Consider the following 25,277-nt stretch of genomic DNA (forward strand, 5'->3'; position numbering starts at 1 on the left):
AAGACTTATGTAAGCACCAGAAGCCAAATCTGGAATTGTAATCAGTAATCGCTGCTGTGCTATGATTTTTAAAATTAAAATTTTTCAGGATCAGCCATTTCCCAGTGGGCTTTATAAGTCTTGGGAATATCAGCGCTTAATAGTTGGCCGGGTGTAAGATATTCATAAATTTCATTAAAAGACTTAACTTCTTGCACGTTGACTCGTCTCATGATGTGATTAGGTCTCAAATCGCTGGGGTTATCTAAACCAAGTGAGCCCACCATTTCTAAAAAGCTTTTCATGGTGTTTTTATGGAAATTGGCTACCTGATGTTTTTTCTGATCGACAACCAGGCCATATTGTAATCGTTTATTTTGTGTTGCCACCCCCGTAGGACAAGTATTTGCATTACATTGTTTGGTCTGCAGGCAGCCAGCAGCCATCATCATGGATCGAGCCGCATTGCACATATCGGCTCCCATGGCGATATTGGTAAGTAAATCAAATCCATTTGCAACCTTGCCACTGCAAATAATACGTATTTTATCACGCACATTAATCCCTACTAATGCATTATGCACAAAGACTAAACCTGCTTCTAAAGGAGTACCGATAAAATTAACGTATTCCTCGGGCGCAGCGCCTGTTCCCCCTTCTGCGCCATCAACAGTGATAAAATCAGGTAATATGTTGGTTTTTAACATCGCCTTACAAATGGCAAGAAATTCATCTCTACGGCCTAAACATAATTTAAACCCTATGGGTTTACCATGTGATAAGTCCCTTAATTTTTTTATGAAGAACAGCAACTCTATAGGGGTAGCGAAAGCAGAATGAGCCATTGGAGAAATGACATCCTGACCCATAGTTACTTTTCTAACTTTAGCTATTTCTTCGGTTAATTTTGCGGCAGGTAATATACCTCCATGAGAAGGTTTGGCTCCTTGGGATAACTTAATTTCTATCATTTTTACTTCTTTACGATTGGCTTCAGCGGCGAATTCTTTCTCGTCAAAATTTCCTTGCTCATCGCGACAACCAAAATAGGCTGTTCCGAATTGAAATACCAGATCACCGCCTTGCAAATGATAAGAGCTTAATCCGCCTTCACCAGTAGCTTGGTAAAAACCACCAATAAGCGCTCCCTTATTCATAGCCATAATTGCTTTTCCAGACAGTGCCCCGAAGCTCATACTGGAAATATTAAAGCGCGAGGCATTGTACGGTTGTAGACAATCTGGTCCCCCCACCATGATTCTTGATTCCACTTCTGAATGATGTTTTGGAGCTAAAGAGTGGAGAGCCCACGTGTAACCAACACTTAAAATATCGCGTTCTGTACCAAATGGAACTGTATCACGTGTATTTTTTGCACGCTCATAAATGAGCGAACGTGTTTCACGATTAAATGGAAGTTCGCTTTCATCTGTGGCAATAAAATATTGTTGAATTTCAGGACGAAGAAATTCTAGAAAATAGCGTACATGACCTAAGACTGGGAAATTACGCAGGATGGTATGTTTTTTCTGAATCAGATCGTAAATCCAGATTACGATAATGGGAATAAGAAAAGCGACAAACCACTTAATGCTATGAAACATAGCAAATAAGGCTAGCATAATTAATAAAGCTACCCCAAACCCTATATACCATTGGCGTCTCATTTTAAGTCCTTTTAATCAATTAGAGAGTATCTTCTGCTTTATAGAAAGCAGAAGCATTTTTGCAATCTACAGTATTAATCCAAAATTAATCCAAATCTGGGAGATGTTCTGTCATCTCACTGCCACCTACCATTTTGTTGATTTTATTTTCTAGTGAGTTAATAAATTGCGTCACCTGATGTTGCTGATGCGCTTGTTTGTTTTTGCATAGTATTAATTCATGGCTGATATCAAGTGCAGCAAGTAACAATGTTTGGAAATTATCCAGCTGCTTTGATTTTTTTTTATTAATCATTATTTGGTTATTTAATTTCTGCACTGCAAGCAGTAAATTAGGTTCTTCGCCTTCTGGGCACTTAATTTCATAAGTTTTATTTAGTAGTTTAACAGTACACGATTTCATCTGCGTCATGATAGTAAGACCTTTGCAATTCCATAGAGAGCTTGTATGAATAGTAACAATTTTGCTCGCAAGCAGCAATTAGTAGGGTGAACGCTTGCGTTAAATCGGTTATCATTGGGTATTTTCTATTAATGAGTTGAATATGTCTGAAGAAAGAGAACATTTGCGTTTGCCTAATTACGATGAATTTTCTGCAACGGTTGATGTTTTGATGTTGCACATATCTGTCAGTTTATTGCATGGGATGATGTGCGGCTATCTGTGTGCGGGTGCTGACAGTCAAGGCGAGGCCTATTTACGTGCTTTATTAAATAATAAAAAAGATGAAGTCAGTCGTAATGCCGTTTTAGCTATGTTTTCTGTTTTTTCTATAAGCCAGCAACAAATTAGTACTATGGATTTTGAATTTGAAATGATGCTGCCTGATGATGAAGAATCCTTGCTGCTGCGAGCGCAAGCGTTTAGCGAATGGTGTGAAGGTTTTACCCAGGCGCTGACTTTGGCTGGTATTAACGCTAACCAATTTCATGATGAAGAAGCACAAGATGCATTGCAGCATCTTATTGAATTTGCCGAACTTGATTGTGATACATTGGATGTAGATGAAGAAGATGAACGTGCGTTAATGGAAGTCAGCGAGTACGCTCGAATGGCAGTGCTTCGCTTACACAGTGATTTAGTAATGAATGAGAAAGAGCGTGGCGGTCATACTGGAATAACTCATTAAAAAGGATGTTATTATGATTTCCCAACAAGAATATCAAGCAAGAAGAAACAAATTGGCGCAGACACTGCCCAAGGACACTGTCGCCATTATTCCTGCTGCTCATGAAGTATTACGTAATGGTGATGCTCATTATCGTTTTCGGCAGGATAGCCATTTTTATTATTTAACTGGATATAATGAGCCTGATGCATTGTTGGTTCTTATCACGGGAACAAATACACAGAGTATTTTATTTAATCGTTCACGTAACCCCGCCGAAGAGCAATGGACTGGAAAGCGTCTAGGACAAGATGGGGCTTTATCTGAACTGGGCATGCAAGCTGCTTTTCCAATAGACAGTATTACTGAAGAATTACCCAAATTATTAAATGGAAAATCAGCGATTTATTACACTCTTGCGCGAAATCCAGAATTAGAAAAAACAATCATGCATTCGTTGGCGGCCCTTAAAGAGCAAGTGCGGCGAGGAGTTAAAGTTCCCGAGCAGTTGTGCGATTTGGAGCCTATATTAGGTGAAATGCGTTTATTTAAAAGCGATGCTGAGCTTGAGGTAATGCGCCGGGCAGCAAGTATTTCTGTTAAAGCACATGAACATGCAATGCGTCGTTGTAAACATTTGCAACATGAGTATCAGCTGGAAGCAGAGCTCGTTTATGAGTTCAGCCGCCATGGTTGCCGTAGTGTAGCCTATGATCCTATTGTAGGTTGTGGAGAAAATGCCTGTGTTCTACATTACACAGAGAATAGTAAACCCTTACATCAAGGCAGTTTGATACTTATTGATGCAGGGGGCGAATATGAAAACTATGCTGCAGATATTACGAGAACATTTCCAGTCAATGGTAAATTCAATCCAGAGCAAAAAAATATTTATGAATTGGTCCTCAAAGCACAAAAAGCAGGGATCGCGGCAATTAAACCGGGTCTTCCTTGGAATGCTGTGCAACAAATTATGGTACGCATTTTAACCGAAGGACTTAAGGGGTTGGGCATTTTGCAAGGAGACGTGGAAGAGCTAATTGCTAAAGAGGCTTATAAACCGTTTTACATGCACAATTCAGGACATTGGTTGGGACTCGATGTTCATGATTGCGGTCTTTATAAAATTAATGACGAATGGCGGCCTTTAGAACCCGGGATGGTTTTAACTGTCGAACCGGGGTTATACATTAGCTCGAATGCTCCAGGAGTGGATAAACGCTGGTGGGGCATCGGTGTGCGTATTGAGGACGATGTAGTTGTAACAAAAACAGGTCATGAAGTATTAACTGCGGCATTGCCTGTGGATGTAGATGAGATTGAGGCATTAATGCGTGATTAATAAAGAAATTGATATATTAGTTATTGGCGGTGGTTTAACCGGTGCAACCTTAATGCTTGCTTTACAAGAATTAGGTTATAGTACTTTGTTGGTAGAAGCCAAGCCGTTTAGTGATAAAATAAAATCTGATTTTGATGCCCGATCCTTAGCGCTCTCCCCCGCAAGCCGGCGTATTTTAAATATGCTTGGTGTTTGGGACCTCCTGAAGGATCATGCAACGGCCATAAACACAATTCATGTTTCCGATCAACATCATTTCGGGATATCGCGTCTGCAAGGAGAGTTAAATGCTCCTTTAGGCTACGTTGCGGAAATGCAACATATAAACCAAGCTTTGCATCAGTTATTACCTCATGACCAGCTGCTTGCTCCAGCGAGCTTGCACTCTTTGGATTATGAAAACCATACAGCAACAATCCTCACGAATTCCGGAGAAATAAACGTTACCGCACGTCTTATTGTTGCTGCAGATGGGGCGCAATCTGCAGTGCGTCGTTTTTGTTCGTTACCGGCAAAAACCAAGTCTTATGGCCAATACGCGATTGTAGCTAACGTGGGTTTACTTAAACCGCACGAGCACCGTGCTTACGAACGTTTTACTTCACGTGGGCCTTTGGCACTTTTACCCATGCAAGAAAACAGAATGTCTTTGGTTTGGGCTGTTTCTGCCAAAGAGGCTGAGCACTTGTTGTCTTTATCCGAAGCTGCATTCTTACAGGAATTACAACAGACTTTTGGTTATCGTTTAGGTCGTTTTGCTAAAGTTGGCACACGTTTTTCTTATCCTTTACACCAAGTTTTAATGCCAATGCAAATCAAATGGCCAGTCGTTTTTGTAGGTAATGCTGCACATACTTTGCATCCAGTAGCAGGGCAAGGGTTTAATCTGGGGCTTAGAGATGTGGCTACTTTAGCACAATGTATTGTTGAGCAAGGGCTTAATGCACAGATGTTGCACCATTATGTGCGATTAAGAGCGCATGATCAAAAAACTATTACTCGTTTAACAGATGGTTTAATTCACGTATTTACCAGTCGTTTACCGGGACTGGGCGTAGCGCGTGGTTTAGGATTGATGGCTCTTGATAATATTCCTGCTTTGAAGAACCTTTTAGCTCGATATGCGCGAGGGTTTGGAGGTGTGATTCCTGATTTGGTTTGTGAAATTGCTTTGCCAAAGCTAAAAGAACAGTTATGAAGGAAAAGAAATGAGTCTGCAATTTAATGTATTAATCATTGGCGGTGGCATTGTAGGTTTAACCGCTGCCTTGGCTATGGCTCAGCGAGGTTACTCTGTGGCAGTTATTGATGCGGGTTCATTAACAGTCGATAGCAAACGCTCCGATACTCGCGTTTATGCGATTAATCATGCATCACAAACACTGTTGCAGCAATTAAATGCGTGGCAGCATTTGGATAAGAAACGCTGTTCTCCCTACAGCCGTATGTTTGTTTGGGACGCAGCAAGTGGAGCGCATATTGATTTTGATTCCCGTTACGTTGGCGCGCAGAACCTAGGAAGCATCATTGAAGAGTCCATTTTAAAAGAAGCGTTATTGCAGCAAGTTTCCGCACAATCTTCCATTCGTTTATTTCCTGACAATCGTGTAGAGGGGCTATTTAACGAGGACGCAGGAGTTAAAGTATGCAGCAGCCAACTGGAGTGGGAAGGACAATTGTTAATGATTGCCGATGGGGCTAATTCACCAGCACGGCAAAAACTTAAAGTGCCCCTAAACAGCTGGTCCTATGATCAGCATGCATTGGTTGCCACTGTATCTGTCGAAAAGGCACATCAACAAACTGCCTATCAAGTCTTTCATACTGATGGACCTTTGGCATTTTTACCGCTTGCCGATGTGCATCAATGCTCCATTGTATGGTCCACCACTTCCACACATGCAAAAAAATTAATGAGTCTCTCTGATGAAGAGTTTAATGCGTCCTTAACACAGGCTTTTGCTAAAAAGCTAGGTAGGGTAGCGGTTATCAGTACGCGTCATCAGTTTCCTTTACAGATGAGGCATGTGAAACAATATGCAGGCGATCGTTGGTTACTTCTTGGCGATGCAGCACATACGATCCATCCTTTAGCAGGTTTGGGTTTAAATGTTGGTCTGGCTGACGTGAGTTCTTGGATTCGGCATTTGGATGCAGCCCAAGATACCCTTTTATCCAAAAAGGCATTAGGTGCTTATCAGCGTGAGCGTAAACATGAAGTATGGCAAATTATCATGTTGATGGAAGGATTTAAACGTTTGTTCAGTAACTCATTTACTCCACTTGTTGCTCTGCGTGGTTTGGGTTTAAGTTTATGCAATGGATTAACCTCTATAAAGCGGTTATTTATTCAACATGCACAAGGCGTGCAGCAGTAACTCTATCGCCAGTCACCATCTAGATGCCATACATAAAGCATGGCAAGATGCGTTGATCTTAAACCACTTTATTTAATCACACTGCTTAATATTTATTTAATATTTCTGTTATATAATCGCCGTCAATGTAAATTTTAGCTTAGTAATTTGAGGGGATTATGTTTGCAAAATTTTCTTCTTATAAATTTTTTGATAAGAGCGTAAATATTAGTAAAAGTTTTTTGGAGATGGGTAATCCAGCAGTTGGAAATGAAATAATAAAACTTCAAAAAACTTCTATACTGGTACGTCTAGATGGACGAGCTCCTAGTATCTTTCATCAACAAGGTGGAATTCTTCCACGTATTCCACGAAGCGAATTGCTAAACGTTCGCCACTCTACCGTATGCGAGTATCAACGATTTAATAAAGATCCTTTTGGATGGGGAGCCTGTGCCTCTTTAAAAGATTTAATGGTTTTTATAGATAAAAATAAATCACAAGCACAGTACTCATGGATACATAAATTTTATGGTAAATCAACGTCACTCATGATGTTAAAATATAAAACAGGAATTGAAAGTGAAGGGCATGATAATGAAAATGAGGAAATTATTGTAGAACATATTCCCTTCAGTCAGTTCATTGCTTCTACGTGCCCTAAATACAGGGAAAAATTCATGAGTGGTGGTTTAGTACCTAATTTCATGCATGATTATAATGCTGATCTACCAAAAACAATGCGCATAAGTGATCTACTTACTGAAAAAGATGTTCTTACCTGGTTAATGATCAACAATGCCGAGAAAACATTTGTCGAGCTTTGCAAAACGGTATACGCTGATATGCCGGAAGAGAAGTTAGGGCGGCTTTTCCTCCGGGATCAAACAATTCTGAGCGAGGTTCGCAGAGCCTTAGAAAGTACAAGCGCATTACAAATGTAAGCCCTTGGATTTTAAGTCTACTAGTTCAGCATCATACGTGCTGCTGATTTTGACCGGAATATGATGGTCAGAGTCAAGCAGCAAAGGATTTGCTAACGGTATTTGATCGATACGCAATGATGAGTTTAAACCTATCATTGCTTCTACACTACTAAATCCCCACTCGTTTCCTATATAGGCGAACGCATCTGAAGGATTAATTGCGCAAACAAAATAGTTTGCAATTTCTTCTTCCGTATATTCCAGGACGTCTCGATATTGTTGATATACTTCAACCTGCTCAATTGGTTTATCCATGATGGAGGCAAACTGTTCTTGAAACTGCTCACTAAATGTGGGGAATTCAATTTTAGCAATCCAAGGATAGGAGTTTTCCTGCAGCAACTGTTGAAATGCGCGAAGATAATAGGGATAGAGAAGATATTGTATGTCATATTGAGCATTCACTTTCGCAAAAAAACCCATCCCTACCGCAGTGGCTTTTAATAAAGCAGGTTTTCCTGCCTCTTTAGCTGCTTCATTAACTGCAGTAAGCAGCATCGAAATATCTTCCAACTGATGTCGAAAATATGCAGCAGATAAAAAAAGTACCGCATTTTTTCTGTTAAAGGATGAATGAAATTTGTTAGGGGCTGAACGTGCAAGAAATGGAAATCCAGTTCGAATACGAGTAAGGAATTCGTTTGAATCATAGGGGCCAAGGGATGTCTGCGCCTCGTTAAAATCAGTTGGTAGATTTTTAAATAAATGGGCGAACATTGGATTATCGATTTTAGAGTTTATCGGATCCAGCATGAACAATGAATAATGCAGATAAGGATTTTCAAAAGTGGCGCCAGCAAGGGAAAAAATCCCTACATCATAGGGGTTTTTCTTTATCTTTCTTGCATTCATTGCAGGATAGCCTCCTGAAGCAAAGACAGAGCTATTGGAAAAAACAATTTTTTTAGCTGCAGACAATCGTTCAATAGGCGATAAAAGTTCGGGATGTGTTAATGGAATGCGTGCAAAAAAATCAGGTGTTTGCGGAAATGAGATTCCATTTTGAAACACACCGTCCCTATCCCCGGAAACAGTGACTGCAGGTATTTTGGTTAATGCTCTACATAGAGAGAAAGGCGCACCGGTACCATTATGAGCAAAATAATGTTGATTATAAAATATTTTTGCAGATTGTTGCGTTTTGTCACGAAGGGATTGAGGAAAACGTTTGTCTAATCCACTCGCTTTAAATTGCGTATAAAGCCATTCCTTTGAGGAGATAGGCTTAGTGGGGATAGTTGGACGAAAGAACGTTTTTAAAAACATACAAATCCTAAACATGCTTATTTCCGCCAAATTTATACCATATCCAAGTTAAATTCAAAACAAAATGACCATTCATTTAAGGATGGATAATGAATTGCCTTGTGAAAAATAATAATGAGATAATGGACAATTATTGTATTATTTAGGATAGCCTCTATGTATAGTCGTATTTTTGCTCAAACTGGTGTTTGTCCTGTTGGAAGATTTTTTGGTTCTTCCTCCAAGAATATTTCTACTGTTTTTCTCGGACGTATGGCCCCTGAGACAACCATTGATACTATTGAACACGAATTACATGCAGAATTGAACAAAAAGGGATTGATACAATTAGGTAAGATTTTAGAAGACGAGAAAAAAATTTTACAGGATCTCCAAGCAAAGCAAAAAGATTGTTTAGATCGAATTAAAGAATCATGTGTTACTCCAGCACAAAAGAGGCTCGCTCAAGGATATAGCATTAACGGATTGTTCTGGAGTCTAAAACAAAAAGAAATGAATCAAATTGCAACAAAAGAGGTGTTGCAAATTAGAGAAGAGACTATTGACTGGCTAAAAGCACGACAAGATTTATATGCCTTGCTTAAACAGGGTTACAAGGAGGCATCTGAGAGTTCTGATAAAAATTGTTCATTAAGTTGAGAAAGCCTTTGATAAGGCAAAGATACTGGCTTACAAACTGTCCCTCAGCTGGAATATCTCCTGTGCTTTAGAGTCGTCGTACGCTTGAATTCATTTAAAATGATTGCTCCAGAATTTGGTGCGAATGCAAAAGTCTTAATCAATTATTTACCATCAATATGATCTGAAGTGAATCATCGATTTTAACTTGTGAATAGAATTGTGAAGAAACTTTTTGCCCAACAAATAGCTGGACAGACTATTTTTTTTTATTAAAATCCACTGCAAATACACTTTATGAAGAATAAAAATGACACTACCCGTTAAATTTTTAAATGGTGCAGCTCGAGAGCAAGCTGTTGCGGAAATGAGTGCAGATCAATTGGTTTTTTTTCCCGAGGAGAGTGAGTCTCGATTGAGGCTATGTCATTATTTGCAGGATAATTGTCGCCAACCAGGCTTTACTTATCTATCCACAGATTATGATAAGGACATAATTATAGCTGCAGCTCCTAATCTTGGCCCCAAACAACTGGCCGTATATGCTGGCAAATCATTTAAGAAAGGAGAAATTGTTGGGGAAATAAAAGGTATTGATTTATTCGGTATAGGAACTAATATTGAGATAGATCGCATGGTCAAAGAGTATCAAGGAAACTCTACCTTTGTTTGGAAATTGAATTTAGATGATCAAGATGAATATGCTGTAGTAATTGATTTGTTGGAAGCTGGGACAAGTACTCGCTGGGTGAACCATGCGAAAAAGCCCAATTTAGAAGTAAAGGTCATTTGTCATCAACAACAAGATGAGTTCGGAAATATTCAATTTGATTACCATGCCTATTATGTTGCAACCCGAAGAATTGCTTTTGCTGATGAGTTGACTATTTCTTATGGAGATGATTATTTTACAAAAGCGCGTCCTCAAATCCTCCGCCAACCACAAACTTTAGTTCAAGTCCTGTATGACTTGGCTAAAACACAAGATCAAGAATTGACAACAAGGACCATGAGTACGCGAGAGGAAATAAAAGAATTTTTCAGTTTGCTAACTGTAAGAGCAGGTATGCGAAAAAAAGAAGCGAAAAAGCAAATGTATTTAGACAAAAATTTAGATCCTAAAATTTATGATTTGCACCAATCAGAAGATGTAGCGCGCTTTCAAAAAAATCAAAAAATGGAGCTGCAAAGAAAATCACCTTACCATTTAGTTATTGCACCTACAGAGCGAGGGAAAGGAGAATATCGTTATTCTTTGTTTAGTGCACAGAAAATTCCAGCGAAAAAACCACTATGCGAGCTTATTGGTGAGCAAAGGGATGATGTCCCCAAAAGGAGCAGTGAGATGAACTTATGGGCGATGCGGGAAGGTATTGATACCAATTATTTAGTACAGTCCAGTAGGGGGGGATATCTTTATACTAAAGAAAAAGCATCAGAAGCCTATTGCATCGAAGGAGCGAAGCAGATACACGAAGCGAATGTACGATTTGATTTTAAAACCAATACATATATAACCACACGTGAAATTCAATCAGGTGAAGAAATTCTTGCCTTTTATGAGGTTTATGATTACAGCGCCTCACCTACGACCTTGTCGCAAGTGGTAGCTGATTTTAATGAATCCCAATATTATTACCACGCGACATGGGGTGAGGCTGGAATTAATCTAGAATATGTGATACCCAAAACTCCAGGCTATAATTTAGATGAGTTTGTGGAGCTAATCCTATCTGCTGAGAAAGAGCAAGAGGACGAATGGGCCTTAACATTTTGTTCTGATTTTGATGAAAATGAAAAAATCCTAACCCCTGGTTTTAATTTTGATGCTGCTGAACAAGAGTATCCTCAATGTTTGGAAGAAGAGGAGGAGTATCCTCAAAGTTTGGAAGAAGAAGAGGAGTATCCTCAGGGTTTGGAAGAAGAGGAGCATTCAAAGAGAGAGGAAAGCGGCTTTGAAAGGATGAGATCAACTTGGAGTCCAGCGTTTCAATTCAGTGGAAATTCTAATAAAAAGAAACGAAAATATACTGAAGTCACGGTAGATGAAAATGAAAAAGGCCCTGGCAATACGACGACATACTCTATCTAAATTTCAGTAGGACAACTATAAATTAAATAAATAGTGGGTCCCCCAAAAATTGGTGTTACTGGCGTTAAGATAAGTGAGATAGCAACATAGTGATATCGAGCTGAATTTTAGAGAATGCGTCGCGGCAAGAGGTTGTAAACAATAATGAGCAGAGCACCATATTTGGAAACCCTCGATTAGTGCTTATTGATAAATATATGGTGATAAAATGTCAAGGCACGATCATTTTACGCTTACTTCAAGCGAGCAAAATGCTCACGGCTAAAGGCTACTTTTTCCGCAACTGTCTCATTAGGGTGTTCCTGATGGTGTGCTTCGATCGCTCGATATCGCTTTAAGCCTCCTTCCCTGTTCGCGATTTGAATATTTAATCCTGGACGCGCATTCAGTTCGAGCATTAAAGGCCCTTGTTCTTTATCAAGAACTATATCTACACCAAGATAACCCAAGCCAGTGAGCTCATAGCAACTGGAGGCGATCTCAAGTATTTTATTCCAATAGGGTACTTCTATATTGACAATGGGGTTCAATGTGTCGGGATGATAATCGATAATGTCATTATGAAATACTCCGCCAAGAGTTTTCCCTGTGGCAAGGTCAACTCCAACACCAATTGCTCCTTGATGCAAATTTGCTTTTCCTCCGGACAGACGAGTCGGAAGCCTCACCATGGCCATGGCAGGGTAACCCAATAAACTAATAATTCGAATATCAGGAATGCCTTCGTAGCTTACTTCGGCAAATACGGGGTCAACTACTACTCGTTTCTCGATAATCGCATAATCTGAGGAGCCGCCAAGACTATATGCCCCTGAAAGCAGGCACGATAGATGGTAACTAAGCTCTTGGGTTGTGGTAAGTTTTCCGTTAATTTGGCGATAACGGCCATAGACTTTATCTTTAAAAACTAAAATACCATCGCCACCAGAACCACGTGCGGGTTTAACCACGAAGTCAGAATAAGGCTGTAAACGCTCCTCTATAGTTTTAATTTGTTGCTCTGTTTCAATGATATCGTATAAAGGTGGAACTGCGATACCAGACTTTAGAGCCAGTTTTTTTGTTTTTAACTTATCATCAACCAGGGGAAACAGTTTCCGCGGATTGTAGCGTAATACAAAATCCGTATTGCGCTGGTTAATACTCAATATTCCATGGCTTTTTAAACGGCGAAACAAGGTAATCATTCTGCGTGTCCGGCAAGTGATTTAAAGCGCTTCAACTCGAACAATCGATATCCTCGATATTGGCCGAACCACAATATTAAAGCCAAGAGAACTAAAACCAATTCAGGGAAAGCAAAGATTAGATATTGTAAGGGCTCATAACTCATTGCCCAATAAGAAATAACTGCGGCAACTAGACTGCCTACACCTGATTTTATGGCTTCTGAAGCACCTCGCTCATCCCAAGTAATACACATGCGTTCGATAGTCATAGTCAAAATGACCATGGGGAATAAAGCAACCGATAGTCCTGCATCCAATCCAAGATTGAGACTGAATACACTAATAAAGATCATAAGCAAAATCACGACGGTCAGAATTGCCGCGAGCCGTGGTACTAAAAGCAACCTCAATTGATCCAGATAAAAGCGTGCCAATAGACCAAAAGATACAATAATGACAAAGAGGCAAATTCCCCATATTACATGGGTTTCTCTAAATGCTAAAGCGATTAAAACGGGCATAAAAGTGCCAAAGGTTTTAATCCCGATAAAGTTTCGCAGAATTAAGATAATAAAAGCACCTATAGGTACTGTTAATAAAACTTTATAAGTTTCCTGCACATTGACTGGCAGTTGCAATAATGAAAAACGTAACAGCTGTGAATCGGATTGCAAGCCTCGTGATTTGGCAATACTCAATGCATTTATGGGAGTGGGAGATACGGTTAAACTAAATTGAGTTTTTTTGCCGCCAACAACGTTAAATACAGGCTCATTGCCATATTGCCAAATGAGAAAGTCTTTAGGCAGACCTGCCCCACCGGTTCTAGGATTAATATAAATCCAGTTTTTACCATTGAATACGGCTAAAAATGAACTTAACTCGGCTTTGCTTTTTTGGGACAAATAAATTCCTTTAACTGGAATGGCAGGGATTCTAGATTGATTTAAAATTAAAATTGCTGCATTGATAAGGTGTTCATCACTAAAATCATTACTTGTCAGTAGCTTGGCATTCCCATCTTTTTTATTCAGTTCTTTAACCGCGCTCTGAGCAAAGGTTTTAATATCTGCAGAGGATTGCCGTACCTGGCTGGTAATGGTTTCAACAGCTGATTTTTGGCTTTCTTCAAGCGGCTGGGTTTTAGCAGCAGGGGGAGTTGCTAAGGGTGATTCATTTCCTTCGGCTTGACGGAAAATTGCTCTGTAATACAGAGATTGTGGGCCATGGGCACGCCTAATTGACCAAACTGTTTCCCGGTTATCCCCATTTAAGTTCGTTGTTACACCATAATTTCTTGATACGAAATATTCATCAAGAATAGCGAAATGTGGCGGTAGATAAGGAATATTAAAACTTGCTTTAATCGGCGTATTGGGATCCGCAACAAAACGTAAGTTGGACTCAACCATCCAACTGTTTATCGTTTCTGTATCAGTTAAAGGCACATCGAGTACAAAGTGTCTATACAAAAAAATTCCTGTCCCCAGGATCAATAAAGTAAGAATAAGTCCATAAACATGACGCGTATTGTTTTTCATTGTTTCTTAAAACTCTGATTTCTTAACGTAAATGTGAGTGCTGGATTTACTGCACCATTAAACGCGATGATTGCATCTCTTCCTAAAAGCAAAGGATAGATGAAACGTTTGCGATTGGTTAAATTCACTTTAACGGTTCTAACTTTATCTCCAAGCTGTAAATTAAGCAGGACAACGGGGCGTTTGATGGGTGCATGCTCCACTATCTCTGAACCATGCTCTCCATCACGGACTTTAATTTTTACTCGGCCTTTATATTCTGCTTCGAATACATACTCCCCACTTTTAGTTGGGACAATAAAACGTAAATAAGGCACACCATTTTTAGTAATTTCAGTGATGTTTGTCGCGTTTAATGATGCGGATTTAGCTCCAGTATCTAACTTTGCTGATAAGGTCAAGTCTTTCTCTGGAAACGAAACTTTCTCAACATAACCATAGATTTGTGCTTCATTTGATGCCATAACAGGTCCAGTCATTAGTGCTGCCAAAATAAAGAGAGCAAGTATTGATCTCATTGAATCCTCTTTCCTGAGTTGTTTTAATAATTAGTGCAATATCGTAGCAGGTTTGCCTCCTAAGCCACAACCCGTAAGTGGGTTTAATGAAATATTTTTTGTTCGAACTGCGAGTGATCTTTATTATTGTCGGCTTAGAACAAACCTGTACCATTTTAATTCATGATGAAACGATTATTGACATCAAGATTAATGCCCCCTATAATCCGCCCCAACCTTAACCGATGGTCATTTTTGTGTGTAAGAATGTCTCTTAACGGCGAAGAAGATCTAAAATCAGAAGACCTTGTTTTTCTCTTGGCAATCGCCGGTCGTATCGACGCGCAAAGTAGGCTCCTCGCTCAAAAACTCGATAAAAATCGTTACATCTACCATGCTTATGCTATTGTAGATTCTCTAAGCTCCTCTTACAGCATGTTTAAATACTTTATGGAAGTATTTATTCGCAAGACTGATGTTGACTACGTACACAAAATACTCACATCTCCCGAAGGAATCGCCGCCATTGCTGCGGAAGCAATTTTTTTAGTGTCTTTTTCCTTCCTGGCAAGTGTCTTTGAGAAAGAAGAAAAGGATTCCGTAAAAAAATTCATAGCGACCGCCTGGCCCTATTTTCGCGATGTAATGAAGGGTCTGAAAAATGCGTATAAAGGTTGGCGAAGTACTGTACAAATTTTAAGCCTGATTAGTGGGATGGATCTCAAGTATATGATTGTCCCTGTGGGATTGGTATTAGGCGTATTTGCTGCTGCTAACCGTTTTTGGATACGTAGCATGGTTGAGAAGCGTAAAAAGCAAATGGATGAAAATAAAGAGCTTTTAGTTGAAATCCAACAGTTAAGCTCTTTGACCCCATTAGACAGAGAGTACTATTTATCACAAATCGAATACCAGACTGATGAAGACCGGGTTTACGCTTATTTAGCATTAGGTGCAGGTGGTTTACTGGATGGTTTATATTTTTATGTTGGGGTGGTAAGTCTTTCTGTTCTTTCACCACATCTTCTTATTGCTATGTCAATCATTGGTGCGACTTACACACTCTCCTGTGTTGTTTCACGAATTTATGAAGAATATGATTTTCAGTTACGCCTTGAAGCGACTCAAACTCGATGTAAATTAGCACTCACAACCAAAGAATTGGAATTGGCTTATGCTAAATTGCTTGAGTTGCAAGACAAGAAAGAGAAAAAAACGGAAGATTTACTCGAAATCCAAAGATTGAAAGTAGATGTATGCAAGTTAATCAAGAATTTTGAAGAAGAACGGCAATTATTCAAAGAGCAAACAACGCACAGTTATTTCACCGCAGGTTTGTTAGGAATAAAATATGGTTTATACGCTTATGGTGTATTGACCCAAATCTTATTTACGGTTACCGCGGTATTTTCAATCGCAGCCGCCAGCTTCCCTCCCGCTTTATTGGCTGTATTTATTGCTTCTGGCCTGGCATTTATGATTGGAATGATGGCCTATACCTTGTATGCGCATTATCAGCATATGCAAAAACGCGAAGCAGAGCTTAAAAAAGAGCATCCTTACGACCACATCCTTGAGATGAAGAAAAATATAGACAAGCAAGAGGATGCTAAGAGTTTAACTGCAGAGGATTTTAATGCGTCATTGAAGGATGGGCTGAAACCAGATCCTTCGCCCCAGTCTTTTGTTCAAGAGTGGTTGGAAGTTATACGTTCCCTTTTCTCGGGTTTATCCAAGGGAAACAATTTCGCCTGTTTTGCAATGACCCCTTGTCAGGAAGTGGATTCCGAGGGGGGGTATCATGATACGCCGGTCATGGGTGCATTGGCGATAGCAAATGGAGTTTTATTCTTATTAATTCTTGGACTTCGCGCTTTGGCTCGTGGACTGGGGCGTCCGCCTAAGGGACAGATTGGTCCTACTACCCCCGAAGGCACTGCTCCCGGTGAGGAGTCGTTGGATAAAAGAAAAACCCAGCCTCCAGGGGAATCACGTGAGCGTAAAAGTAAAGCCTCTGATTCCCTGTCGCGACACGATTCAATTTTTTGGAACTTCTTTTCTCCTCGAAAGCCTAAACAGCATCCACAAGACCAAACACTACCTCATTCATTGAGCGATACCTCTCTAAATCACTATCCTACTGCCGGCAGTACAATTCAGGGTTTAGATTAGGATCATTATACATTTTGAATTGATGGTAGATTCTAAAAGTACGTTTTTGAGCCTGTACTTCTTCAATTAGCTCCTTGAAACACAAAGCTAATTGTTCCAATTGTTGATTAATGATTGCTAATTTATGAGTACAATTTTTCCGATGCTCTTCCACAACGTCTTCACGTTTCGTTTGCAGTTCCATGTGATAAGATTTCAAGGATAAAATAGAAAGCCGGTCGATGATCATTCCTGGTGATTCAGAGTGTACGGGACAAGTATGATAATCTGCAGGTTGCAGTTGGTTGAAAAGCCATTCATCCATTGTTTCCATACGGTTATTACGTAATTGATTGAAGCGGTCAATTTCTCGTTTAGCCTGGTATACAAACTCATATCCCTGATCATCACGACGAGCCCTATCTTCTGCATGCCAGAGTTGGTAGTTAAACGCATGATTTTCTTCAACCAAGAGATAAAATTTTTCGTGTTGAGGCACTATACCGGAAGCTTTCCATTGGCCGATGGAGTTTTTATGTAGAGTGATGATTTTTTCAACATTAATGCTATCTGGCATATTTTATCCTGTATCATTTTAAAATGAATGCCAGTTTAACCTATACTGCATAGGGCTACAAATTAGGATCCGAAGTACTTATTGTAAATAGTTGCATATGTTCCGTCATTTTCTATTTGCAACAAGATTTTATTTATTCTGTTAACGAGATCGGCATTTTTAGCCAGTGCTACGATTCCATATCCATTCCCCAGGGTAATAGGCTGGCCTACAGTTTGAAAGCTCATTACCTTATTGATGGTAAGATACTTAACCATATTGATGTTCATTACGATTGCGTCGACATCGTTATTGAGTAATGCCATGATCATTAGAGAAATTTTTGGATATTCACTTATATTATCTTTGCTCGTATAGGGCAAAAGAGTATCTTCAAGGTGGCTTGCCTTCAGAACTCCTATTCTTTTGTTTTTAAGTTCGGCAATTGTTTTTATATTTGAAGAGTTGACCAAAAATTGGCCGTCGCTAGTCATGTAGGGTAAACTGTAAATATAGCTTTCTGATGCAGCTGCAGGTATAGGGCCTGGGGGAAAAGTGAGATCAATGTTTCCCGAATTCAGTTCGTCCATTTGATTAAGCATGGTAACTGGTTTGTATTCGCAAGTTGTATTAAGACGTTTACATATTTCATTCATTAAATCGATGCAAAATCCAAAATAATGATTGCTGCCATCTACGGCAGAAAAAGGAGGCGCAGATCGCGAGACTCCTACGAAAATGCTGTTAGTGTAAGCGGGTGTATTCCCTGCCAATAGAACAACAAGAAACAGGATATGCCGAAGGAGCTTCATGCAGTTTACCCATCCTCTTTGAGTATATTTAAAATCTAGGTTGTGGAGAATTGTTTGTCAAATTTGCTGACTTTCAAATGGTGTGGATTAAGTTGTTAGACCTGAGCATCGTCATTTTTCATTTAAATTTCTTCACGGAGTTTTTCTAAGCATGATCCATTGGTACGACGTGTAGAGTGCGGTACAGAGGCGAAAATTTATGGTCAAAATGGCCCCAACCTATTTGTTGTTTTGGATTCTGCGGGCAAGCTGTAAATGGAGACCGTTATTTTTGCCCTTTTTTTGCCAGGAATCTGTCTAAAGCATTAGCAAAAGCGGTTTTCTCCTTGATGCTTAATGCAGCAGGACCACCTGAATGCTGTCCGGTTGCCCGTAATTGCTCATGCATATCTCTTAAATTTAAACGTTGTTTGATGTTGTTCTCAGTATATTCTTCCCCACGAGGATTAATCGCTAATCCTTTTTGTGCAATAACTTCCGCAGCCAGGGGGATATCGGCAGTGATAACCAAATCAAAGGGTTTTAAATGGGCAATGATATAATTGTCTGCACTGTCAAAGCCTTTAACGACTTGCACAAAGCGGATATATGGTGATTTAGGATAAGTAAGATAGGAGTTGGCCACTAAGGTTAGTGATGTGTTCGTACGGACTGCAGCACGAAACAAGATTTCCTTAATTACTTTGGGGCACGCATCGGCATCTACCCAGATATGCATATTCATTCGATTGGTCAACGTAAATTAGATGATTTTAGCAAGTAAGGCTGACAAGCGACATAGGCTAATTATATAATTTCAACCTTTGATGTTTTTGAAGTAGGAAGAATTGGGTTTCTATTTCTTGTTTTGGGAGAAAGTAATGAGAATTTTCGCTTTTTTTTGTTTTTCACTGTTATCTTTTTATGTTGCGGCTGCGGAATCGACTCTGCCTGTCGGATGTCAGGCTGTTGCTATTCAGGGGGAATCAGTGACATTAAAAGCTAAAAAAAGCAGTTTAATATTTATTCATAATCTTGCTTCTGGTGATGTATGGATTACGCATCCAGTTAATGAACCCAGTGCCAGTGCTGGTTGGACAACAAGGATACAAGCTGGAAATTGGTCTGCATTGGCACTGCATAAAGGCCCTTTTGTTTTAAATTGTATTGAATCCAAACCTGGCCATGAACAGCAAGCACCTTGCGAGGGGCTTCTTGCCGTGTGTCAATGGAAGGGGGTGAAAATTCCTGCTGAAGGTAAAAGCAGTACGTTCTGGGCAGCAGAAGATATGTCTTTATCGGCATTATCCGCTGCGGTAGGTGCGCGAGGATTTGTGCTTCCTGTTCCTAAGAATCAGTAGTTAACCCGTAATTTCGGTTATCAATTTTGGAGGATCTAGAATGTATATGAAGTTATTTGATCAAAAGCCAGACAGAAAAGAGGATAAGGAAAAGCGAATCCAGTTTGTGTCAAACATTTATTCTGTATTATCTCGTGACCCTTCAATAAGTAAAGAGATGAAAGAGAAAATATTGATTGGTTCATTGCTTCATACAAATCTCTCTGCAAAAGAGATTCAAGAGAATATAATAAATAGATATCCATTTAAGTAATAAACCCTAAAGGCTTGTGAAAAGCTCTTCTGGACAGCTGGCTAACGCTGACACGCTTCTTTGGCAGGAATTGCAGGCCTGACAACTTGTCTTGCTACTTTCATGGATAAGTGGTAGAACAGAGCAAATGATGTATAACTTAATTATGATGACAATAAAATACAAACAGGATAAGAGTTGAGCAAAAAATCAAAAGATCCCTTTTATGAACGGGAAAGCGAAAAATATACCGATCCTGTCCCCAGTCGAGAATTCATTATAGAAATTCTTAATGAATACGGTAAGCCCATGTCGCGGAATCAATTATTCGATAAACTCAAAATAGAAGATGAGCGCAAGCAAGAATCTATGGGGTTTAGATTGAAAGCCATGTTACGTGATGGGCAAATCATGCAAGATCGACGTGGTCGGTTTTGTCTCATGCAAAAAATTAATCTGTCACGCGGAACGGTGCAAGCACATCCTGATGGTTTTGGTTTTTTTATTCCAGGTGATGGTGCAGAAGATATGTTTTTGTCCGCTAAAGAAATGAGGGCGGTGATGCATGGTGACGTAGTTCTTGCTTATCAAGCAGGTGTAGATAGGCGAGGAAGGCCTGAGGCAAAAATTCATGAAGTGATAGAACATGCCAATGCCACTGTTGTGGGACGATTTTTTACAGAGCATGGGGTCAGTTTTGTATTGCCTGATAGCAAGCATTTAACCCAAGATATTTCTATTCCTCAAGAAATGATCAATGGAGCAAAGAACGGTCAAATTGTTTTGGTTGAATTAATTTCTTTCCCCAGTAAACGAACACAAGCCATTGGTAAAGTTATTCATGTTTTAGGCGAACATATGGCTCCTGGCATGGAAATTCAAGTTGCACTTTATGCACATGGAATTCCATTCGAATGGCCAGAGGATGTGAATATTGAAGTTGCAAAAATTCCCCAGCATGTTACCGAAGACCAAATTAATGGTCGCATGGATCTCCGTAGTCTTCCTTTTGTTACAATTGATGGGGAAGATGCAAAAGATTTTGATGATGCAGTCTATTGCTATAAAAAGCCAAATGGCGGGTTTCAATTATATGTTGCAATTGCGGATGTCAGTAATTATGTGAAACAAGATTCTGCACTGGATAAGGAAGCTGCACGCCGTGGTAATTCAGTTTATTTTCCTGGCAAAGTAATCCCAATGCTACCAGAAGCGTTATCCAATGGCTTGTGTTCTTTGAATCCTCATGTCGATCGCCTGTGTATGGTTGCTGAAATGGCAATCAGTAATGAAGGTAAAATATCGCGCTCTAGGTTTTACCGTGCCGTCATTCATTCCCATGCGCGATTGACTTACACGCAGGTTGGTTCTTGGCTTGAACAAGGTACTGCTGACGAAAAACATAGTTCTTTATGGCCTACTTTGGATGCTCTTTATGGCTTGTATCAGGTTTTATTGGTTACCCGTAAGCTTCGAGGCGCCATGGATTTTGATACTACAGAAACGCGCATCGAATTTGATGAAAATAAAAAAATTAAATGCATTGTTCCAGTGATTCGCAATGATGCACATAAACTAATCGAAGAGTGTATGTTGGCCGCGAATGTCGCTACAGCACGATTTTTGGAAAAAGCGGAGATTCCTACACTTTACCGTGTGCATGCTGCTCCTGAAGAGGACAAGATTATTGCATTAAGACAGTTTTTAGGTGAATTAGGATTGCAATTAAGTGGTGGAAAAAAACCAGGCCCCAAAGATTTTCAGCGCACTATGAGCGCTATAGAAAATCGGCCTGATAAACATCTCATTGAAACGGTAATGCTTCGTTCGCTAAAACAAGCACACTATGTTGAAGCCAATGAAGGGCATTTTGGCCTTGCCTACTCTGCCTATACCCACTTTACTTCGCCCATCAGACGTTACCCGGATTTGTTAATTCATCGTGCACTGGGTCATTTATTAGATAATCAGCCAGTTCATGAATTCAGCTATACCCATGAAGATATGAATCGGTTGGGGAAACATTCATCGATGACCGAGCGTCGCGCAGATGATGCGACAAGAGAAGTGATTTCCTGGTTAAAATGTGAATACATGCAAGATAAATTAGGGCAGGTATTCAAAGGGCGAATTTCTGCAGTGACCAGCTTTGGAATTTTTGTTGAACTGGATGAAATTTACGTTGAAGGTTTGGTCCATGTCACTTCTTTAAAAAATGATTACTATACGTTCGACTCTGTTAAACATCGTCTGACTGGAGCACGGGGTGGTCATGTGTATCATTTGGGAGACAAGATGACGGTTTTGGTAGCCCGAGTAGATTTAGATGAGCGTAAAATTGATTTTGAGCCAGTAGAGGAAGCCGTCAGTAATGAGTGAGCAGTTTGTCTATGGGGTACACGCAGTTTCTGCTTTGTTAACCAATCCGCATCGAGAGACCAAAAAACTCTATATCAGTGAAGATCGAGTGGATAAACGGTTACAGGATATTGTTGATAAAGCGGTGCAAGCACACATCAAAATTGAAAAATTAAGTATGCAAAAAATGAATCAGCGCTTTGCGGACTTTGCCCATCAGGGAGTAGTTGCAAGTGCATCTTCATTGCCCGATTACAATGAATCCCATTTACTGGCATTACTTGAGTCCAGTAAACAGCCTGCCTTGATTCTAATCCTGGATGGGGTCACCGACCCACATAATTTGGGAGCATGCTTGCGTACGGCAGATGCAACTGGTGTTGATTTTGTGGTGATTCCAAAAGACAAAAGTGCCAGTATTACTCCTGTAGTAAGTAAGGTTGCATGCGGTGCAGCGGAGTCTGTCCCTTTGGCAAGAGTAACTAATTTAGTACGGAGCATGGAACTTTTAAAAGAACATGGTGTCTGGATTTATGGCACGGCAGGCGAGGCCACCAGCTCTTTATATCAAACAGATTGCACTGGAAGTGTCGCGATTGTGATGGGTGCAGAAGGCGAAGGGCTACGCCGATTGACACGTGAACACTGTGATGGTTTATTTTCTTTGCCTATGTTAGGCAGTGTAGCCAGTTTAAACGTTTCCGTAGCCACTGGAGTTTCTTTATATGAAATTGTAAGGCAAAGAAAGGGAGCGGTGCTTAATGAGTGAATTAAAAATGCAGGCGGCAAAAGCTGCGTTGCAATACATCGAAGACGATATGGTGGTTGGTGTAGGTACCGGGTCTACAGTAAATTTCTTTATTAAAGAACTGGCTACTATAAAACACAGAATTGATGCATGTGTATCGAGCTCCAAGGCAACGGAAGCTTTATTACGGCAAGAAGGTATTCCTGTTATTGATTTAAACTCAGTACAGGACTTACCGATTTATATTGATGGTGCTGATGAAGTGACCGAGCAAGGCGCAATGATTAAGGGAGGCGGTGGTGCTCATACTCGCGAAAAAATTGTAGCCCAGGTAGCAGAAAAATTTATTTGTATCGTGGATGATTCAAAGCTTGTAAAACATTTAGGAAATTTTCCAGTTGCTGTTGAAGTAATTCCTCAAGCGCGAAGTATGGTCGCTCGGAAGTTAGTCCAATTAGGTGGTGATCCTGAGTATAGGGAAGGTTTCATTACTGATAATGCTAATATTATCCTTGATGTGTTTCATTTAACACTCGATGAACCTATGGATATGGAAAATCGCATTAACCAGATAGTCGGAGTTGTGGAAAACGGAATATTTGCACATCGTACAGCAGATATAATTTTGTTGGCTTCTCAGGATGGTGTGAAGCGCGTGAAATAGAAAATCTCCTATGTACGGCGGCTTTATGCGCAGTACATAGGGTGGGAGCAGCGACGTTTCGCGTTACCCAGTTTACTTTAACACAACAGGTTTTAGGCTAATGAATGAACATAAAGTTTATGTAAACCGAATTCTGAATATGAAAAAAATCAAGTTGATTGGTCTGGACATGGATCATACCTTGATTCGTTATAATTCTGAGAATTTTGAGTCTTTGGTTTACCAGCTTGTTAAAGAACAGTTAATCGAAGTAAAACATTATCCTGAACAAATTAAAAAGTTGAATTTTAATTATCACGATGCGATTCGTGGTTTGGTTATTGATAGTAAAAACGGCAATATTTTAAAGTTAAGCCGTTATGGTGCAATTCGCCAAAGTTACCATGGCACTAAACCCATTGATTTTGCTGAGCAGCAAAAATTTTATCGGAGTATTTATGTTGATTTGAGTGATCCGAATTACATGGCTATAGATACGGCTTTTTCAATTGCTTTCTGTGTCTTGTATGGCCAATTGGTTGATTTAAAGGATTCATTGTATCCTGAGGAAATACCCAGTTATCAAACTATCGCACAAGACGTACAATTTTGCGTGGATAAAGTTCATTCTGACGGCAGTTTAAAAACCATTATCAGTAAAAATCTGCATACATATGTTATTAAAGAGCGTGCCCTGGTTGAGGGTCTGAAGCATTTCATTCATCATGGCAAAAAAATATTTATTCTAACAAATTCCGACTTTTCCTATACAAAGCTACTATTGGAATATGCCATTAACCCTTTCTTAAAGAGAGGTGAAAGCTGGATCAATTTATTTGAATTCGTCATTACACTAGCTAATAAGCCACGTTTTTTTTACGATAATCTGCGTTTTTTATCGATTCATCCCGCTACTGGAACAATGACTAATACAGTGGGCCCTATAGTTCCAGGCGTATACCAGGGCGGTAATGCCAAAAAATTCACCGAAGATTTGCATGTCCGTGGTGATGAGATTCTTTATATTGGCGATCACATCTATGGAGATATCTTAAGGTTAAAAAAGGATTGTAATTGGCGAACCGCTTTGGTTGTTGAAGAGCTTGGAGAGGAAATAGTTGCACAAGCACGAGCAATGCCTATAGAGAAAAAAATCAGTGAAGCGATGGAAATAAAAAAGGATTTAGAAAAGCAATACGTCCATTTATACACAAAAATGATTGATGAATCTTCAACGCAATACAGCAATGACATACAAGAATTGCAAGCACAAATCAGCAGGATTGATGCCCAACTTACTAAATTTTTAAAAGAACAACAAACCTATTTTAATCCAAAATGGGAACGTATTTTTCGTGCTGGAGCAGAGGAAAGTTATTTTGCCTATCAAGTTGATCGTTTTGCTTGTATTTATATGGAAAAACTTTCTGATTTATTGGAATACTCTCCTGCAACTTATTTTCGTGCGAACCGACGTTTATTGGCACATGATGTTGAAGTATAAAATTTTATCCAAGCACCCGACTCAGCAAATCCTCGCGAGTGCTATGACAGTATCTATCGATGTTTCACTTGTACGCCGATTAATTGCATCACAATTCCTTCAATGGTCTGCATTACCCCTTGAGTCAGTAGCCTTCAATGGTTGGATAATAGAACTTTTCATTTAGACACTGCAATGACTGTTCGGCTTCCAAGTGCAGCAGTTTATGCCTTAAAAGTAGAAAAAGAGCAGCTTTGGTTGCCATATCTTGCTCCTCTTGGTTAACCTGCGCTCAACTATGCCCCGCTCGAGCAGGATTCCCAAGTGATTT

24 protein-coding genes are annotated in these 25,277 nt (G+C 39.7%); 15 read left to right on the plus strand and 9 right to left on the minus strand.

Translation table 11 applies throughout. From position 1 onward, the window contains the following. Positions 1 to 74: 74 nt before the first annotated feature. Together Lpar_RS04355 and Lpar_RS04360 are read right to left on the minus strand one after the other, a co-directional pair. Positions 75 to 1,646 carry an FMN-binding glutamate synthase family protein gene (locus tag Lpar_RS04355; RefSeq protein ID WP_058516763.1) on the minus strand — a complete coding sequence of 524 codons (1,572 nt, stop codon included), beginning with the start codon at positions 1,644 to 1,646 and terminating at the stop codon, positions 75 to 77. Positions 1,647 to 1,731: 85 nt separating this feature from the next. Beyond that, a complete protein-coding gene (locus Lpar_RS04360) occupies positions 1,732 to 2,058 on the minus strand; it encodes a cell division protein ZapA (RefSeq protein WP_058516764.1) in 327 nt (108 codons plus the stop codon). 133 nt (positions 2,059 to 2,191) lie between these two features. Between Lpar_RS04360 and Lpar_RS04365 the strand changes: the two genes are divergently transcribed. The 5 genes from Lpar_RS04365 to Lpar_RS04385 all read left to right on the plus strand — a co-directional run bounded on the left by Lpar_RS04365 (position 2,192) and on the right by Lpar_RS04385 (position 7,398). After that, the gene (locus Lpar_RS04365) at positions 2,192 to 2,776 is read left to right on the plus strand and encodes a UPF0149 family protein (RefSeq protein ID WP_058516765.1); all 585 of its coding nucleotides are present in this window, start codon (positions 2,192 to 2,194) and stop codon (positions 2,774 to 2,776) included. 13 nt (positions 2,777 to 2,789) lie between these two features. Further along, complete coding sequence (gene pepP, locus Lpar_RS04370; protein ID WP_058516766.1) at positions 2,790 to 4,097, plus strand: Xaa-Pro aminopeptidase; 1,308 nt, start codon at positions 2,790 to 2,792, stop codon at positions 4,095 to 4,097. After that, positions 4,090 to 5,295 carry a 2-octaprenyl-6-methoxyphenyl hydroxylase gene (gene ubiH, locus Lpar_RS04375; RefSeq protein WP_058516767.1) on the plus strand — a complete coding sequence of 402 codons (1,206 nt, stop codon included), beginning with the start codon at positions 4,090 to 4,092 and terminating at the stop codon, positions 5,293 to 5,295. Before pepP ends, ubiH begins: the two co-directional genes overlap by 8 nt. 10 nt (positions 5,296 to 5,305) lie before the next feature. Continuing rightward, positions 5,306 to 6,475, plus strand: a complete 1,170-nt coding sequence (locus Lpar_RS04380; RefSeq protein ID WP_058516768.1) for a UbiH/UbiF/VisC/COQ6 family ubiquinone biosynthesis hydroxylase — start codon at positions 5,306 to 5,308, stop codon at positions 6,473 to 6,475. Between the two features lie 158 nt (positions 6,476 to 6,633). Next, entirely contained in the window at positions 6,634 to 7,398 is a 765-nt protein-coding gene (locus Lpar_RS04385) for a hypothetical protein (protein WP_058516769.1), read from the plus strand. Here the strand turns inward: Lpar_RS04385 and Lpar_RS04390 are convergent. Next, entirely contained in the window at positions 7,387 to 8,706 is a 1,320-nt protein-coding gene (locus Lpar_RS04390; RefSeq protein WP_058516770.1) for a hypothetical protein, read from the minus strand. The genes Lpar_RS04385 and Lpar_RS04390 overlap by 12 nt on opposite strands. Positions 8,707 to 8,862: 156 nt before the next feature. On the opposite strand from Lpar_RS04390, the gene Lpar_RS04395 reads away from it, so the two are divergent. Both Lpar_RS04395 and Lpar_RS04400 read left to right on the plus strand, forming a co-directional pair. Then, complete coding sequence (locus tag Lpar_RS04395) at positions 8,863 to 9,345, plus strand: hypothetical protein (protein ID WP_065236066.1); 483 nt, start codon at positions 8,863 to 8,865, stop codon at positions 9,343 to 9,345. A 289-nt stretch (positions 9,346 to 9,634) separates the two neighbouring features. Then, positions 9,635 to 11,416 (plus strand): SET domain-containing protein-lysine N-methyltransferase, encoded by a 1,782-nt coding sequence (locus Lpar_RS04400; protein WP_058516771.1) that lies wholly within the window; start codon positions 9,635 to 9,637, stop codon positions 11,414 to 11,416. 233 nt (positions 11,417 to 11,649) lie between these two features. Here the strand turns inward: Lpar_RS04400 and Lpar_RS04405 are convergent, their stop codons facing one another. From Lpar_RS04405 to Lpar_RS04415, 3 genes are read right to left on the minus strand one after another with little or no spacing between them, the layout of a single operon-like run. Then, the gene (locus tag Lpar_RS04405) at positions 11,650 to 12,603 is read right to left on the minus strand and encodes an alpha-L-glutamate ligase-like protein (RefSeq protein WP_058516772.1); all 954 of its coding nucleotides are present in this window, start codon (positions 12,601 to 12,603) and stop codon (positions 11,650 to 11,652) included. Continuing rightward, positions 12,600 to 14,126, minus strand: a complete 1,527-nt coding sequence (locus Lpar_RS04410) for an inactive transglutaminase family protein (RefSeq protein ID WP_058516773.1) — start codon at positions 14,124 to 14,126, stop codon at positions 12,600 to 12,602. The genes Lpar_RS04405 and Lpar_RS04410 overlap by 4 nt, the downstream gene beginning before the upstream one ends. Beyond that, complete coding sequence (locus Lpar_RS04415) at positions 14,123 to 14,644, minus strand: ATP-dependent zinc protease family protein (RefSeq protein WP_058516774.1); 522 nt, start codon at positions 14,642 to 14,644, stop codon at positions 14,123 to 14,125. The genes Lpar_RS04410 and Lpar_RS04415 overlap by 4 nt, the downstream gene beginning before the upstream one ends. Positions 14,645 to 14,730: 86 nt before the next feature. Here Lpar_RS04415 and Lpar_RS19525 point away from each other — a divergent pair, with 86 nt between their 5' ends. Both Lpar_RS19525 and Lpar_RS04420 read left to right on the plus strand, forming a co-directional pair. Continuing rightward, complete coding sequence (locus tag Lpar_RS19525) at positions 14,731 to 14,865, plus strand: hypothetical protein (protein ID WP_272947088.1); 135 nt, start codon at positions 14,731 to 14,733, stop codon at positions 14,863 to 14,865. A 25-nt stretch (positions 14,866 to 14,890) separates the two neighbouring features. Next, positions 14,891 to 16,795 (plus strand): hypothetical protein, encoded by a 1,905-nt coding sequence (locus tag Lpar_RS04420; RefSeq protein ID WP_058516775.1) that lies wholly within the window; start codon positions 14,891 to 14,893, stop codon positions 16,793 to 16,795. Here the strand turns inward: Lpar_RS04420 and Lpar_RS04425 are convergent. The 3 genes from Lpar_RS04425 to Lpar_RS04435 form a co-directional block, all read right to left on the minus strand. After that, positions 16,761 to 17,351: a DUF4254 domain-containing protein gene (locus tag Lpar_RS04425; RefSeq protein ID WP_058516776.1), complete on the minus strand. Its 591-nt coding sequence runs from the start codon at positions 17,349 to 17,351 to the stop codon at positions 16,761 to 16,763. The two genes, Lpar_RS04420 and Lpar_RS04425, sit on opposite strands and share 35 nt — an antisense overlap. Before the next feature lie 62 nt (positions 17,352 to 17,413). Further along, positions 17,414 to 18,142, minus strand: coding sequence for a transporter substrate-binding domain-containing protein (locus tag Lpar_RS04430; RefSeq protein WP_058516777.1), 729 nt, complete (start codon positions 18,140 to 18,142; stop codon positions 17,414 to 17,416). Positions 18,143 to 18,407: 265 nt separating this feature from the next. Beyond that, on the minus strand, positions 18,408 to 18,860 hold the full coding sequence (locus Lpar_RS04435) for a YaiI/YqxD family protein (RefSeq protein ID WP_058516778.1): 453 nt from the start codon (positions 18,858 to 18,860) through the stop codon (positions 18,408 to 18,410). Between the two features lie 142 nt (positions 18,861 to 19,002). Between Lpar_RS04435 and Lpar_RS04440 the strand changes: the two genes are divergently transcribed. The 6 genes from Lpar_RS04440 (at position 19,003) to Lpar_RS04465 (ending at position 24,967) form a co-directional block, all read left to right on the plus strand. Beyond that, the gene (locus Lpar_RS04440) at positions 19,003 to 19,482 is read left to right on the plus strand and encodes a hypothetical protein (RefSeq protein ID WP_058516779.1); all 480 of its coding nucleotides are present in this window, start codon (positions 19,003 to 19,005) and stop codon (positions 19,480 to 19,482) included. Positions 19,483 to 19,522: 40 nt separating this feature from the next. Continuing rightward, positions 19,523 to 19,735 (plus strand): hypothetical protein, encoded by a 213-nt coding sequence (locus tag Lpar_RS04445; RefSeq protein WP_058516780.1) that lies wholly within the window; start codon positions 19,523 to 19,525, stop codon positions 19,733 to 19,735. Between the two features lie 177 nt (positions 19,736 to 19,912). Then, a complete protein-coding gene (rnr, locus tag Lpar_RS04450; RefSeq protein ID WP_058516781.1) occupies positions 19,913 to 22,093 on the plus strand; it encodes a ribonuclease R in 2,181 nt (726 codons plus the stop codon). Beyond that, complete coding sequence (gene rlmB / locus Lpar_RS04455; protein ID WP_058516782.1) at positions 22,086 to 22,841, plus strand: 23S rRNA (guanosine(2251)-2'-O)-methyltransferase RlmB; 756 nt, start codon at positions 22,086 to 22,088, stop codon at positions 22,839 to 22,841. Before rnr ends, rlmB begins: the two co-directional genes overlap by 8 nt. After that, positions 22,834 to 23,484, plus strand: coding sequence for a ribose-5-phosphate isomerase RpiA (gene rpiA / locus Lpar_RS04460; RefSeq protein WP_058516783.1), 651 nt, complete (start codon positions 22,834 to 22,836; stop codon positions 23,482 to 23,484). Before rlmB ends, rpiA begins: the two co-directional genes overlap by 8 nt. Before the next feature lie 100 nt (positions 23,485 to 23,584). Next, positions 23,585 to 24,967: an HAD-IG family 5'-nucleotidase gene (locus tag Lpar_RS04465; protein ID WP_058516784.1), complete on the plus strand. Its 1,383-nt coding sequence runs from the start codon at positions 23,585 to 23,587 to the stop codon at positions 24,965 to 24,967. Positions 24,968 to 25,277 lie beyond the last annotated feature (310 nt).

It is taken from the genome of Legionella parisiensis (assembly GCF_001467945.1).
Taxonomy (GTDB): domain Bacteria; phylum Pseudomonadota; class Gammaproteobacteria; order Legionellales; family Legionellaceae; genus Legionella; species Legionella parisiensis.